Below are 13,818 nucleotides of genomic sequence, written 5' to 3'. Positions count from 1 at the left end.
ACTGCTTCGATAGTACGATTTCTCTTTTAAGGTACTTACAAGTAGTAAGAATTATAATTCAAAAACAATCCGTTCTATCGACAAAATTTCCAGAAAACAAAGCTGATTACTTTTTATTTCTCAGTTGGTTATTGCTATCAAATAATTTATAAAAATCATTGAATTTAAATATGTTATAAACCATTAAAACTAGAATTATGAAAAAACAGAATCCAAAAAAGGTATTAAGTAAAGCCTTAATTATTATGCTGTCGGCCCTTACATTCTCATGTCAGGATACGACATTAGAAGAAAGCCAAAATTCTGCTGTAGCAAAAGAGCAGCAAAATTTCAAAAAAATGAGTGTCTCAGCAAGTTCTAATTTAGCAAGAAGATGGGCTCCTATTCATTACAAAGATGTAGATGCTACAGGAACTTATGCCGAAGGAGGAAAATCAGATTATCTTACTGCAATTAACTACGACAATGACTGGAATGCCGAAAACAACTGGAACAACCTTCCTGCTTATGCTAATTCTTTAGCCGCACATTGCTATTATTCGGTTGTTGAATCAAATACGCATTGGTTTATTACTTATGCTTTTTTCTCTCCACGCGATTGGACAGATAATCCGTTTTTATACAATTTAGATCAGCATGAAAATGATTTAGAAGGTGTATTAATGATTGTAGAAAAAGATGGTTCTACTTACGGTTCTTTAAAAGGAGCGGTTACAGTTAGTCATTCCGACTTTTTCTCTTATGTGCCATCTGGAAGTTCTTTTGTAAGCGGACTGGAAAGTGTTGACGGAACATTACAAATGAGAGATTATAACGGAGAATTGCACCCTATTACAGCGCAAGATTCTAAAGGACACAGTCTTAAAGCGTGGCCGCAGCACGATATTGATGGAGACGGAATTATCTATTACCCTTCGGCAAGTGGAACTGCACAAATACCATCTGATAATTATGACACTTACGTGGAGTACAAACTTGTTGATATTTTTGAAACCGGAGGATTATGGGATCAACGATTCAATACAGAATTGTTTTCCAGCCCAGGCGGAGGATTTAAAGGAAATGATTTTAAAACTGGCGGTGCTAATGCTCCATGGGCATGGAATGATGGAAATGATGGTATCGTACAAGGTGGAGAATTTGCAACAGATCCTGCAAAATTAGCTGATAATTATTTTGATGGCGTAGGTAATTTGTCACGTACCTATACTGATAATAAATACAATAGTTCTGCTGGGGGTGTTGTTACAGTTTACCAAAATTGCAGCTATACAGGTTATGCAGTTGCTTTGCCTGCCGGTGATTATACATTGGCTCAGCTAAAATCGTATGGTATTGTAAATGATGATTTATCGTCTGTTCGTTTAGATAATGGATATAAAATTACCTTATACCAAAACGACAATTTTGGAGGTGAATCTGTTGTTGTAACAGGAAATAATAGCTGTTTAGGAAATTTTAATGATAAAGCTAGTTCTATAAAAATCAGCGCTATCTAAACTGACTTTTTAATTTAAATATGCAGACAAGAAGCTTAATTGTTTTCTTGTCTGCATCTCTTTTTTTTTTTTATCCAAATCCCTAATTGCAATTAAAATGGGATAAATTATAGTAATTTAATTCCTTAAAAAGGTTTAATTACAAGGAGAAAAATCTTCTTATAAATCATTTTTTACTAATTTTACGTATCAACATTTAATGAATTTACATGGAAATGAATGATTTGGAATTAGTTTCCATTAAAGAGGTTTGCATTACAAAAGTGAACGGATTTGAAAGTTCATCTTTATTAGACATTCTTTCTGTAGAAGAACCGCTTGAAATAAGAATTTCTTACGGTCCCGAAGCTGAAAAAATACACAAAAACATCTCGGTAACAATGCGTACGCCAGGCAATGATTTTGATCTTGCAATTGGTTTTTTATTTACCGAAGGCATTATAACTTCTTATCAGGACGTTAAAAAAGTTTATCACACTAATACAGACTGTTCCTTTCAAAAGAAAAATATTGTTCAGGTAGATTTAGTCGAAAATTTTATTCCGCATTTAATGTCTTCAGATCGGAATTTTTATACTACATCAAGCTGCGGCGTTTGCGGAAAAAGTTCTATACAATCCATCAAAACAGTTAGCACTTTCAACCCTTTAGATAATCCAACACTAAATATTACTGCAAAAGTACTTTACCAATTATCAAACAAATTAAAAGCAGCTCAAAGCAGTTTTGCCGTTACTGGCGGTATTCATGCGTCGGGACTTTTTACTATTGAAGGCGATTTCGTTTTTTTACAGGAAGATGTTGGAAGACATAATGCTTTGGATAAACTAATTGGCTCTGCATTAACAAATAATTTACTTCCATTAAATCAACATATTTTACTTCTTAGCGGAAGAGCCAGTTTTGAGTTAATTCAAAAAGCGGCTATGGCAGGTATATCCGTTGTTGTTGCCATTGGTGCGCCTTCGAGTCTTGCTGTAGAATTGGCTAGAGAATTTAATATTACCCTTTTGGGTTTTCTTAAAGAAGACCGATTCAATATCTATAATTCAAGCGATCAGGTTGTAATCAACTTCTAATAAAAATTAAAAAAACAGTTATTTTATAGCTGATTAAAATCATAATTATTCCAATTTCTGTGAATAAGCCAATTAAATGCAAAAGTCATGAAAGAAGATAAATCTCCAAAAGACATCCACGATAAAATTACAAAAGAACCAAATGCCGAAAATCCGTATAAACTTTTAGATCTTAAACTGACAAAAACAGGAAAATGGGCTGCCGGAGTTCCTGCTGTTATCTCAGCTTTTAGTGATCTTATTGAAGAAAAAACGCTTGTTCGCGGGACAAAAGCTTTATTCAAGATGAATCAAAAAGGTGGTTTTGACTGTCCGAGCTGTGCATGGCCTGATCCAGATGATGATCGTTCGCCTTTGGGAGAATACTGCGAAAACGGAGTTAAAGCTTTAGCAGAAGAAGCCACTACCAAAAAAATCACAGCTGAATTTTTCAAACAAAATTCTGTCTATGATCTTGCCCAATTAGACGATTATCAAATTGGAAAAATGGGAAGATTGACCGAACCTATGTATCTTCCTAAAAATGGAACGCACTACGAACCTATAAGCTGGGATAACGCGTTCACAAAAATAGCAGAACATCTCAACGCATTAGAATCACCAGATGAAGCTGCTTTTTATACCTCAGGAAGAACGAGCAATGAAACATCATTTCTTTATCAGCTTTTTGCAAAAGAATTTGGAACCAACAATATGCCTGACTGTTCTAATATGTGCCATGAAACATCCGGTTCGGCTTTAAGAACTACAATCGGAATTGGAAAAGGAACTGTAACATTAGATGATTTTTATGATACCGATGTAATTGTAATTATTGGTCAAAATCCCGGAACTAACGCACCAAGAATGTTGACTGCATTGGCAAAAGGTAAAAAAAACGGAGCAAAAATTATTGCTGTAAATCCGTTGCCGGAAGCTGGTTTAATGGGATTTCATAATCCGCAGGAAATTAACGGAATTATTGGAAACGGCGTCAAACTAGCCGATCTTTTTCTTCCGGTAAAAATAAATGGCGATATGGCGCTGTTAAAAGCCCTTGAAATTATATTATTGGAACTGGAAAATAAAAATCCCGGAAAAGTCTTTGATTATGATTTCATCAAAGAAAAAACTACCGGATATGAAGCTTTCCTAAAACAGTTTGATGATTATAATCTGGATGAACTTGTCCAACTTTCGGGCGTTTCTAAAGAAGCACTTTATGAAGCTGCAGAAATCATCGCTTTCAAAAAACGAATCATTGTTTGCTGGGGAATGGGACTTACGCAGCAGCCAAACGGCGTAGAAATGATTAGAGAAATTCTTAATATTCTATTGCTAAAAGGAAGTATAGGAAAACCCGGTGCAGGTGTCTGCCCTGTTCGTGGTCATAGTAATGTTCAGGGAAACAGAACCATGATGATTGATGAAAAACCTACTAACGAACAACTGGATCGTCTTCAGGCTTATTTTGGGTTTAATCCGCCTCGCAAACACGGATATGATGTTGTGAGAGCCATTAAAGCCATGAAGGAAGAAAAAGTAAAATTACTATTTTGTATGGGTGGTAATTTTCTATCGGCAACACCAGATACAACGTATACGGCAAGCGCGTTAAGAAAACTAAATTTAACCGTAAATGTATCTACAAAACTGAATCGCAGTCACTTAATTCACGGACAAGAAGCCATTATATTACCAACATTATCCCGAAGCGATATTGATGTTGTCAATGGAGAAGCACAATTTATAACTACCGAAAACTCAATGGGCGTTGTACAGTCGTCAAAAGGAATGCTCAAACCTGTATCTGATAATCTTATTAATGAAACTCAGATTGTATGTAAATTGGCTATGGCAACGCTTGGAAATAAATCGGTTGTTGACTGGAAACGTTATCATGACAGCTATGATGATGTGAGAGATGCCATTGAAAAATGTATTCCCGGTTTTGAAAATTATAATGAAAAAGTACGCCAAAAAGGAGGTTTTCATTTACCGAATGCAGCGCGCGATGGAAAATTTATTACTAAAGATTTTGGAGACCGTGCACCATTTACATTAACGGAAATTCCAAGAAACGAACTTGCTCCAGATGAATATATGATGGCAAGCACCCGAACGCACGACCAGTTTAATACCACAATTTACGGCCTTGATGATCGTTACCGCGGTGTAAAAAATGAGCGCAGGGTAATATTTATGAACGAAAAAGATATTGCGCAGGCAGGATTTAAAGCGGGTGATAAAGTCGATTTATTTAATTATGATGATGATATTGAAAGAATCGCGCCTTTGTTTATAATTGTTTCGTATCAAATTCCGGAGAAAAACACGGTTACTTATTTTCCCGAAACAAACGTTTTGGTCTCTGTCAACAATGTGGTTAAGGATAGTAATATGCCAGCCTCAAAATATGTGAAAATTAAAGTTAGAAAACACGATCCTAAAATTTATGAGAGAATAAATCGTTTGTAAAAATATAGGTGGCATGAGGCAGATTATCAATAGAGATTCTTGCTTTGAAAAGCGTTAAATCTATCTAAATAAACAAAAATAAAAGATATTTTTTTTATTCATTTATACGATAAAACACGCCAGCTAAGATTTTTCTTAATTAACTCATTTTTGCCTATGTATAATTTACTGCCTTTGCTTCAAAAGAAAATACAATTGTCACTATTTGTCATTTTAAGTCTTTTGAATATTAACCTATATGCACAAGATATTCCAGTATTGCGAAATGTCACAAAAGCAAATAAAAATAATACCAGAAATACAACAGGAACACCGGGAAAAAACTACTGGCAAAATCGAGGGGATTATACTATCAATGTTGATTTTAATCCTTCTACTTTAAAGGTTCAGGGCAAAGCCGCTATTATATACACAAATAATAGTCCAGATACACTTAAAACGCTTGTATTTAAGCTGTTTCCTAACTTTTACAAAAATAATTCCATGCGTAATATGATAATTGCTCCCGAAGATTTGGGCACTGGAATTAACATAAATACGATTACTCTTGATGGTACTTTATATAATGAATCAAAGAAGAAAATTAGAGGAACTACGATGTATTTGCCAAGTGTAACAATTTTACCGGGAAAAAAAATAAATATCGAAATTGAGTATGACTATATATTAAACAAAGGGTCTTTTGTGAGAACGGGGCAAATCGATCCTGATAGTTTTTTTATTGCTTACTTTTTTCCGCGTGTTGCTGTATATGATGATGTTGATGGCTGGGATGAATATCCTTATTTAGGCAAAGAAGAGTTCTATAATGACTATGGTAATTTTAATGTTTCGATCACAGTTCCCGGAAATTTTCAGGTATGGGGTACGGGTGATCTTAAAAATCCCGATGCTGTCTATGATTCTCATATAATTGAAAGGATTGGTAGGGCTGAAAAAGGAGATAAAATCGTCGATATCATTACGCCTTTGGATATAAAAAACCAAGATATTACGATAAAAAACAAAACAAATACCTGGAAATTTGAAGCTTTAAATGTAACCGATTTTGCTTTTGGATTGAGCAATAATTATGTTTGGCAGGCAAAAAGTGTTGAAGTAGATTCAAATACTAAACGTCGTACAAGAATAGATGCAGTTTTTAATCCGGAGCATACGAGTTACAACAAAGTGGCTGATTATACGGCAAAAACTGTAGAATTAATTAGTAATCATTTTCCAAAAATTCCTTTTCCTTATTCGCATCAAACTGTTTTTGACGGACTTGACGCTATGGAATATCCTATGATGGTGAATATGCTGCCCTTTGACAATCATAATGAATTGCTTGAATTAACCACTCATGAGGTTTTTCACAGTATATTTCCTTTTTATGTGGGAACAAATGAAACAAAGTATTCTTTTATGGATGAAGGCTGGGCAACATTTACAGAATTCTATTTTTCGCCCATGATTGATTCTTCTGAACCATTAAATTATGATATCAGCTCTGTAAATAACAGCGCCGGAATTGCCGAAGATATGCCTATCATAACTCCTACTCCGCAGCTTTATGGTAAAGCCCGTTTTTCAAATAAAGATTTGAAACCGGCATTGGCCAATTTTTATCTTATGGAATTACTGGGAAATCAATTGTTTCTTAAATCTGTTCAGGGTTATATTAAAAACTGGGCCGGAAAACATCCCACACCTTATGACTTTTTTAATAGTATCGAAAGTGAAAGTAAAACAGATTTAAAGTGGTTTTGGAAAAATTGGTATTTCGAAAAAAATGTTCCAGATCTCGCAATCGCAAAAGTAGAAAAAGCAAAAAAGAATTACACAATTACAATTTCAAGTCCAGGCACATTGATGATGCCAATTCATTTGATGATCACGTATTCGGATGGCAGTAAAGAAACCATCTCTAAAAAAATAGATTGTTGGAAAAATGGCAATAAAGATGTTATTATTTCTTTACCTGCTCAAAAAACAATTACACAAATAAACCTTGGCGATCCTTATGATGTTGACATAAATCCTGCTGACAACGTGTGGAAGGCTAAATAGAAATTATAGTAATACTTTGTAAATCAAATTTTCGTAATTTGTAAATCTTTTAAAATCAATTCTTAAAAAGAATAACACCTAAATCAATTTTGAATGTCGGTATATCAAAAAATAGCAGCAGTAGGTTCGAAGTATATTGGGAAACCAAAACTTTTTAAATACGGATTTAATCTGTCTCCAATGTACCGAAGAAGTACTGCCAGAGTTGTAAACGTATCGCAGGATTTATTGCAAATTCAAATAAAACTTCCTATAAGTTATAAAAACAAAAATTATGTAAACTCCATTTTTGGAGGAAGTATGTTTGCGGCAGTAGATCCAATTCCGATGGTACAATTGATTAATCTTTTAGATGAAAATTTTGTAGTATGGGATAAAGCTGCTGAAATTTATTTTAAGAGACCTGCAAAAGAGAATTTATATGCTGATTTCATTTTTACTTTAGAAGAACTGGAAGAAATTAAAAACAAAATTAGCCAGCAAAATGAATTAGAAATTGTAAAAACCACATTGCTTACAAACAAAGATAAATCGATCACATACTGTGAAGTTCGTAAAACAATTTACATTGCTGATAAAAGTTATTTTAAAAAGAAAAGGGAAAATAAAAAGCCATCAGTTTAGTTTAAAATTTAGTCTTTTTACTGATCCAGCCAGTTTTTAAATTCTGCTACTTTATTTTTACTGATAATAATATCGATTTTGGGATCTGGTTTTATAATTAGTTTCAACTGATTTTTCCCATAAAGTAATATACTGCTAATAGAATTTATGTTAATAATAAACTGCCTGTTTGCTCTGTAAAAAATAGTTGGATCAAGCCATTTCATAACCTCATCAAGGCTGTTATTGCTGTTATATTGGCGATTGTCAAAAGTATAAATATACGTAATTCCGGTATCTAATAAAATATAGGCAATCTCTTGTATATCTAATTTTATCAGTTCATCTTTATGATATGTAAGTATTCTTTTCTTTGGAATTTCAGACTCTTTTGAGGTATCATTTTGAATCGTATTATCTGTGAGATTTTGTAATTTCTGCTGATTTGAATTCAACTGTAAATTCAGGATCTGAAGCTCATTTACCCTGTAATTTAAATCCTCTTTTTCAAGATCAAAAACTCGTTCATATTTTCGATAAATAAGTCGTATCATTAAGTAACAGCAAACACTTATAAAAACTGTACTTAAAAACAGACTCACAACAAACTGCAGATACAAATCTGATAATTCTTCTTCTAGAACAGCCAAGTTAGCATGCGAAGCTACCATCCAGTCTGTTCCTGCAACGGGATTTATATTGATTATTTCCGATTTTCTTTTTGGATCATTAGGAAATGTTCGCATCCCTCCTATTTTTTCTCCCTGTTCTAAAACGGTACTTAAGGGTTTAAACTCTTCATTTCCTATTCCGTTAACCTGAGAATTATTCTCTTGAATTTTAAGTCCAATTAATGCTGGATTAGGATGGCAGAGTTCGATTCCTTTTTGATTGTACATACAGATAAAATCACTTTTTATATCTGTATTTTCAATACTTATCTGCAGATTATGAATTACCTGATCTTTAGATAATCCGCTGCGAAGCTGTTGTTCCAAAAGACGCGAAATTTCCCGAACTTCCCTCTCGCCCGATTCTAATTTACTATTGAACAACTTTTCTTTGGCAGACAAATAAAGATAACTGGAAGAAATCAAACTAATAATTAGAACAACAATACTAATGCCTGTAAGTGTCAAAGTATAAAGGCGTGCTTTTTTCATGTAAATTTATAGTCCTTAAAATGAAATTCGTTTAAAAATTTTTACTTAGGCCAAAATAAGCAATTTATTTAGCTTTTGATATTTCGGCTTCAAGGTCAAAAAATCCCCTTTGAGCCAATTAAATCTTTTAAACACTGGGATTAGGCCTAATTTTGAATTGATTATTTATTTCATCTAAAAAATAAAACAAATGAAAAAAGGACTTAAAATCTTCGCAATTTTACTGGTTGCATTTATTGCTTTACAATTTTGGAAACCTGAAGAAATTGAATATAGTACACCAACAAAAGACTTAACTAACGTTCCGGCAGAAGTAAATACTATTTTAAGAAACTCTTGTTTTGACTGTCATTCAAATACTGTAAATCTGGCGTGGTTTGACAAAATAACACCTGCCAATTTTATAGTCGCTTCTCATATTAAGGATGGCCGAAAAGCACTGAATTTTTCTGATTGGGATAAATTAGAAAAGCCAAAACAAAATGCTACACTTTTTTATGCTTTCAATAAAATACTATCGGGCGAAATGCCGCTAAAAAGTTATACAGCCCTTCATCCTTCTGCCAAATTAGATGATCGTTCTATTGCTGTTTTAAAAAATTATTTAACAACAATAGCAGTCCGAAAACCAAATCAGGAAATACCGCCTGTTGCTGCTCCAAAAGATGTTGAAAAAGTACTTCCGAATAAAAAAATAACAGATTACTCAAAAGTTAAACCTACACTAAATAATATTTCATATATCCCCGATTTTAGAAACTGGAAAGCGGTTAGTACATCAGATCGTTTTGATAACGGAAGTATGCGTATCATTTATGGAAACGAAATCGCCGTAAAAGCTATAGCAGAACATCAAACTAATCCTTGGCCCGATGGTGCAATTTTTGCCAAAACAGCCTGGAAACAAAAAACAGAAGCTGACGGAACTATATCTGCCGGAGCATTTATTCAGGTCGAATTTATGATAAAAGATGCAAAAAAATATGCAGCTACAAAAGGTTGGGGATGGGCAAGATGGAAAGGAAATGATTTAAAACCGTACGGCGATACTGCCAATTTTGATCAGGAATGTATTTCATGTCATAATCCGGTCAAAAACAATGATTACGTTTTTACTACTCCGCTGCATCTTGATATCAATAAGTTTAATATTTACAATAAAACCAAATAATTATGAAACCACTTCATTCTATTATAATCGCGCTTATTATTTTACTTTCCGGATGTAACGGAAATAATAAAGATAATCTTAATGAAAAAGCTTCGGTATCTGCATTAGATGTGCTGCCTGAAAATCCATTGTTATTATCCCCTATTACATTTTCCATTAATCCGAATAAAGCGGCTATGTCTACTTTATACGGAAATAAAATTGCTTTTCAGCACGCAAAAATTAAAGCAGACAGTTCTTATCCTAATGGAGCTGTTTTATATGAAGTTAACTGGAAACAAAAAGCAGATTCTCTATGGTATGGCGCGAATATTCCCGATCAGATTATTAGTGTCGAAAAAGTACAATTTACCGGAAATGCTGTTCCGAAATATGAATTGTATGCCGGACATCCGTTAAAAAAAGTTGCTTCTGATGATGAAAACAAAAGAATAGCTTTAATACTCTCTAAACGTATGGCAGAAACACCTTAAAAATAAAGTCCATTTATATTTTTAGAAAAAATCTTATTGTTCTTCGGGATCGGTTAGATTAGAAAATTTTTTAATAATTAACTTTCTTAACCGTTCCTGATTTTCATCTCCCCAGCCTCCTAAAGCGCCTATTACAGGAATCAGGGTTTTTCCAAATTCAGTAAGGCTGTATTCTACTTTTGGCGGTACTACGGGATATATTTTCCTCACAACAAGTTCATGTTCTTCCAATTCATTCAACTGAATATTCAAAACCCTGCGTGAAGCATCTGGTATTTTACGCTGTAATTCGCTTGGTCTTTTATGGCCTTCATTAATAAACCAAAGCAAACGTATTTTCCATTTGCCGTACAACACTTCACCAATCAGGTCGAGTCCACAGTTTAAATTCGGAATTGTTTTTCTTTCATACATATTACAAAAGTAAACCTATGTTCTGATTTGTACAATAGGGGAAAAATTTATCCCTATCTGAATCGTAATTCCTTACTTGTGAGAAAGTTACATAGTTCTGAAATTTGTACAAAAGAAATCACTATGAAACAACAATTCGATTATCAGAACGAACTATCAGGCAAAATTGCACTGGTAACAGGAGGAACAAAAGGAGCAGGAAAAGCCATTGCCGAACGTTTAAAAAATGCAGGTGCCAAAGTAATTATCAGCGCCAGAAATCAACCCGAAATACCCGATGAAGATTTACATTTCATTGCTGCAGATTTAAGTAAGGCAGAAGGAACACAAAAAGTAATTAGCGAAGTGCTGTCGGCTTACGGAAGACTGGATATTCTTGTGAACAACCTTGGATCTTCTTCAACACCCGCTGGAGGTTACAGCGTATTAACTGATGAAGACTGGGAATCAACCCTGCAGGCAAATTTGCTGGCTCCCGTGAGATTAGACAGAGGATTTTTACCGCAGATGATAGATCAAAAAAGTGGTGTTATTATTCATATCGCTTCTATTCAGGGCAAACTGCCCCTTTATGATTCTACTTTACCTTATGCCGCAGCAAAAGCCGGATTGATAAATTACAGTAAAAGTTTATCAAATGAAGTTACTCCAAAAGGTGTCCGCGTGCTGACAGTTTCGCCGGGATGGATAAATACATCTGCATCGACAGCCTGGCTTGGTGAGATTGCAAGAAACTCAAATATTACTGTAGAACAAGCTCAACAAGGTGTTATGGATGCACTTGGGGGAATACCTTACGGCAGACCTGCCGAACCGGAAGAAGTAGCTGAATTAGTTGGTTTTCTTGTTTCACCAAGAGCCAATTATTTAACAGGAACTGAATTTATTATCGATGGAGGAACAGTTCCAACAATTTAATTTTTCAAAAGAATTATAAACAATAAAACAGATACATTATGAACTTACCAGAAGTAATAAAAGACTTAGTAAACGCCCAGAACAATTTTGACAGCACGGCTTATGCCAATTGCTTTTCAGAAACTGCAATTGCATTTGATGAAGGCAAAAACCATACAGGTAAAACAGAAATAAAAAGCTGGATAGAAGAATCAAACAAAAAATACAAATCAGTGATGAAACCTCTTGAATATACCGAAAACGGCAACGCAAGTGTTTTATCTGCTGAATGTTCAGGTACATTTGAAGGAAGTCCAATTGTATTACAATTTCATTTTGAAATTGCTGATGGACAAATTCAGCATCTAAAAGTAACAGGATAATAAAAAAACAAGGGAGTGCCAGATTTTAGTTACTCCCTTGTTTAATTAAAACTAATTATATATTTCTGTCATCATTCTCAGAATTAAAGCGATCCAGAAAATCAAGATATAAGGGAACACTCCTTTCGATCCATTCTTCTGAAGGCTCAAAAGTCATTCCGTAGTAAGCAAAAAGTGGTTGGTAATCGGCTTTTATCCAATCAAATAGTGCTTCATAGGGAGTGGTTAAATCCTTAATATTAAACTTTAAGGGCGTTCCGCGTTGTAAATGTTCTTCTTTTAATCCTAATGAAATAGCCAATGCCACTTTCTTCCCTCTAAATTTAAAGCCACTTGAACTGCCATATGCCCAACCGTGTGTAAGAACTTCGTCTAACCATTTTTTTAATAATGCAGGACCATAATACCAATAATATGGGAACTGAAAAATGATATGATCGTGTTCTTCAACTAATTTTTGTTCTGCCGCTATATCAAATTGCTGATCAGGATAAACTTGATGTAATTGGTGAATATGAAATCTTTCAGGAAATTTTTCTAATTCGTTAACCCATTTTTTGTTTATCACTGAGTTATTTATATCAGGGTGTGTAACGATAATCAATGTCTTTTTCATTTTAAATTGAAATTATGCAATTAATAAATATTTTGTTTTTCTAAGCCAAAATTAGCTGGATATTATAGTTGCCAATTTCATCAGAAGTTCAAAAAATATCCTGTAAAGTTTAGAATCAAAAAAGATTAAAGTTTTTGCTGAAGCTGTTTTGGAGTATTTCTATATTTTTGTTTGAAGGAAGCTATAAAATGTGCAGGAGTTTCAAAACCAACTTCATATGCGATTTCTGTAATGTTCATTTCAGATCTTAGCAAATTATAGGCTTCTTCTAATCTTCGTTCTATAATCCATTTTCCGGGATTCATTTTAAAAGTCTGACTGAATTTGCGTTTAAAGGTTGACAAACTGCAATTAGCCAGAAACGCATATTGTTCCATAGAAATATTTTCCTTGTAATGGCTTTGCATTAACTGCACCAAATCGGGATTTAAGTGTGTATCTAGACTTCGCAATTGTGCTTCAAAATGATGTCCTTCGGGTGCAGAGATTAAAATTTGAAACAATTCACGAATTTTTAGAGGTAAAATAGATTCTAAACGTTTAGGATCTGTGTTTAATGTCAAACAAGTTTTAAGCTGCGTTATTAAAGCGCACATCAATTCATCTGCCGGAAGAAGTGCCATATCACTTCTGCATGGAGAAAATTTTCCTGAAAAAGCTTCATTTACATTTCCTAATACATTGTCAACTTGAGAACGCAGCCATTCGTCTGAGAAAAAAATGATAATGGATTCATACCCTTTATCGGGATCTTCAACTTTATCTGTAACTAAATAAGAGCCTCTTTTCATAAAATAACCAGAACCTGCAGGAACAACAATTTTACTCCCATGATTCAAAATTTCTTTTGTTCCCTCTAATACAACACTAACGAGATTCATATGTACACACATATTGGCTCTTTTTATTTCTTCAGGCTGTTTGTAATGAAAGAGATAAATATCTTCATTCCAAGACAATACATCGGGACTTTCTTTTATAATTGTATTGCAGTTAAGATGATTCATGATAGCA

13 protein-coding genes are annotated in these 13,818 nt (G+C 33.9%); 9 read left to right on the top strand and 4 right to left on the bottom strand.

Annotation, left to right across the window (positions count from 1 at the left end):
* Window positions 1-197: 197 nt before the first annotated feature.
* From NLJ00_RS16890 to NLJ00_RS16870, 5 genes are all read left to right on the top strand, one after another.
* Window positions 198-1,499, top strand: coding sequence for a hypothetical protein (locus tag NLJ00_RS16890; RefSeq protein ID WP_256634665.1), 1,302 nt, complete (start codon window positions 198-200; stop codon window positions 1,497-1,499).
* A 215-nt stretch (window positions 1,500-1,714) separates the two neighbouring features.
* Entirely contained in the window at window positions 1,715-2,578 is an 864-nt protein-coding gene (fdhD, locus tag NLJ00_RS16885) for a formate dehydrogenase accessory sulfurtransferase FdhD (RefSeq protein ID WP_256634664.1), read from the top strand.
* Window positions 2,579-2,665: 87 nt separating this feature from the next.
* Complete coding sequence (locus NLJ00_RS16880) at window positions 2,666-5,035, top strand: FdhF/YdeP family oxidoreductase (protein WP_256634663.1); 2,370 nt, start codon at window positions 2,666-2,668, stop codon at window positions 5,033-5,035.
* 156 nt (window positions 5,036-5,191) lie between these two features.
* Complete coding sequence (locus NLJ00_RS16875) at window positions 5,192-7,084, top strand: M1 family metallopeptidase (protein WP_256634662.1); 1,893 nt, start codon at window positions 5,192-5,194, stop codon at window positions 7,082-7,084.
* Between the two features lie 93 nt (window positions 7,085-7,177).
* The gene (locus tag NLJ00_RS16870) at window positions 7,178-7,708 is read left to right on the top strand and encodes a DUF4442 domain-containing protein (protein ID WP_256634661.1); all 531 of its coding nucleotides are present in this window, start codon (window positions 7,178-7,180) and stop codon (window positions 7,706-7,708) included.
* A 17-nt stretch (window positions 7,709-7,725) separates the two neighbouring features.
* On the opposite strand, the gene NLJ00_RS16865 is transcribed toward NLJ00_RS16870, so the two are convergent.
* On the bottom strand, window positions 7,726-8,850 hold the full coding sequence (locus NLJ00_RS16865) for a LytTR family transcriptional regulator DNA-binding domain-containing protein (protein WP_256634660.1): 1,125 nt from the start codon (window positions 8,848-8,850) through the stop codon (window positions 7,726-7,728).
* A 190-nt stretch (window positions 8,851-9,040) separates the two neighbouring features.
* On the opposite strand from NLJ00_RS16865, the gene NLJ00_RS16860 reads away from it, so the two are divergent.
* Window positions 9,041-10,021 (top strand): cytochrome P460 family protein, encoded by a 981-nt coding sequence (locus tag NLJ00_RS16860; protein ID WP_256634659.1) that lies wholly within the window; start codon window positions 9,041-9,043, stop codon window positions 10,019-10,021.
* A 2-nt stretch (window positions 10,022-10,023) separates the two neighbouring features.
* Window positions 10,024-10,494 carry a cytochrome P460 family protein gene (locus NLJ00_RS16855; RefSeq protein ID WP_256634658.1) on the top strand — a complete coding sequence of 157 codons (471 nt, stop codon included), beginning with the start codon at window positions 10,024-10,026 and terminating at the stop codon, window positions 10,492-10,494.
* A gap of 33 nt (window positions 10,495-10,527) precedes the next feature.
* Here the strand turns inward: NLJ00_RS16855 and NLJ00_RS16850 are convergent, their stop codons facing one another.
* Entirely contained in the window at window positions 10,528-10,908 is a 381-nt protein-coding gene (locus NLJ00_RS16850; protein WP_256634657.1) for a winged helix-turn-helix transcriptional regulator, read from the bottom strand.
* Window positions 10,909-11,031: 123 nt separating this feature from the next.
* Between NLJ00_RS16850 and NLJ00_RS16845 the strand changes: the two genes are divergently transcribed.
* Complete coding sequence (locus NLJ00_RS16845) at window positions 11,032-11,826, top strand: SDR family oxidoreductase (protein ID WP_256634656.1); 795 nt, start codon at window positions 11,032-11,034, stop codon at window positions 11,824-11,826.
* 38 nt (window positions 11,827-11,864) lie between these two features.
* Window positions 11,865-12,188 carry a nuclear transport factor 2-like protein gene (locus NLJ00_RS16840; protein WP_256634655.1) on the top strand — a complete coding sequence of 108 codons (324 nt, stop codon included), beginning with the start codon at window positions 11,865-11,867 and terminating at the stop codon, window positions 12,186-12,188.
* Window positions 12,189-12,243: 55 nt separating this feature from the next.
* Here NLJ00_RS16840 and NLJ00_RS16835 read toward each other — a convergent pair whose 3' ends face one another.
* Window positions 12,244-12,804, bottom strand: coding sequence for an NAD(P)H-dependent oxidoreductase (locus tag NLJ00_RS16835; RefSeq protein WP_256634654.1), 561 nt, complete (start codon window positions 12,802-12,804; stop codon window positions 12,244-12,246).
* A 125-nt stretch (window positions 12,805-12,929) separates the two neighbouring features.
* On the bottom strand, window positions 12,930-13,811 hold the full coding sequence (locus NLJ00_RS16830; RefSeq protein WP_256634653.1) for a helix-turn-helix transcriptional regulator: 882 nt from the start codon (window positions 13,809-13,811) through the stop codon (window positions 12,930-12,932).
* Window positions 13,812-13,818 lie beyond the last annotated feature (7 nt).

The sequence above is a fragment of the Flavobacterium panici genome (assembly GCF_024499525.1).
In the GTDB taxonomy this organism is placed as follows: domain Bacteria; phylum Bacteroidota; class Bacteroidia; order Flavobacteriales; family Flavobacteriaceae; genus Flavobacterium; species Flavobacterium panici.
This window is presented reverse-complemented; position numbering and strand designations above follow the sequence as displayed.

Excerpts from the sequence above, each read along its gene's own strand:
- NLJ00_RS16890 (WP_256634665.1), top strand. The coding sequence starts at position 198 with ATGAAAAAACAGAATCCAAAAAAGGTATTAAGTAAAGCCTTAATTATT.
- NLJ00_RS16860 (WP_256634659.1), top strand. The coding sequence starts at position 9,041 with ATGAAAAAAGGACTTAAAATCTTCGCAATTTTACTGGTTGCATTTATT.
- NLJ00_RS16880 (WP_256634663.1), top strand. The coding sequence starts at position 2,666 with ATGAAAGAAGATAAATCTCCAAAAGACATCCACGATAAAATTACAAAA.
- fdhD (WP_256634664.1), top strand. The coding sequence starts at position 1,715 with ATGAATGATTTGGAATTAGTTTCCATTAAAGAGGTTTGCATTACAAAA.
- NLJ00_RS16875 (WP_256634662.1), top strand. The coding sequence starts at position 5,192 with ATGTATAATTTACTGCCTTTGCTTCAAAAGAAAATACAATTGTCACTA.
- NLJ00_RS16855 (WP_256634658.1), top strand. The coding sequence starts at position 10,024 with ATGAAACCACTTCATTCTATTATAATCGCGCTTATTATTTTACTTTCC.
- NLJ00_RS16845 (WP_256634656.1), top strand. The coding sequence starts at position 11,032 with ATGAAACAACAATTCGATTATCAGAACGAACTATCAGGCAAAATTGCA.
- NLJ00_RS16830 (WP_256634653.1), bottom strand. The coding sequence starts at position 13,811 with ATGAATCATCTTAACTGCAATACAATTATAAAAGAAAGTCCCGATGTA.
- NLJ00_RS16870 (WP_256634661.1), top strand. The coding sequence starts at position 7,178 with ATGTCGGTATATCAAAAAATAGCAGCAGTAGGTTCGAAGTATATTGGG.
- NLJ00_RS16835 (WP_256634654.1), bottom strand. The coding sequence starts at position 12,804 with ATGAAAAAGACATTGATTATCGTTACACACCCTGATATAAATAACTCA.
- NLJ00_RS16865 (WP_256634660.1), bottom strand. The coding sequence starts at position 8,850 with ATGAAAAAAGCACGCCTTTATACTTTGACACTTACAGGCATTAGTATT.
- NLJ00_RS16840 (WP_256634655.1), top strand. The coding sequence starts at position 11,865 with ATGAACTTACCAGAAGTAATAAAAGACTTAGTAAACGCCCAGAACAAT.
- NLJ00_RS16850 (WP_256634657.1), bottom strand. The coding sequence starts at position 10,908 with ATGTATGAAAGAAAAACAATTCCGAATTTAAACTGTGGACTCGACCTG.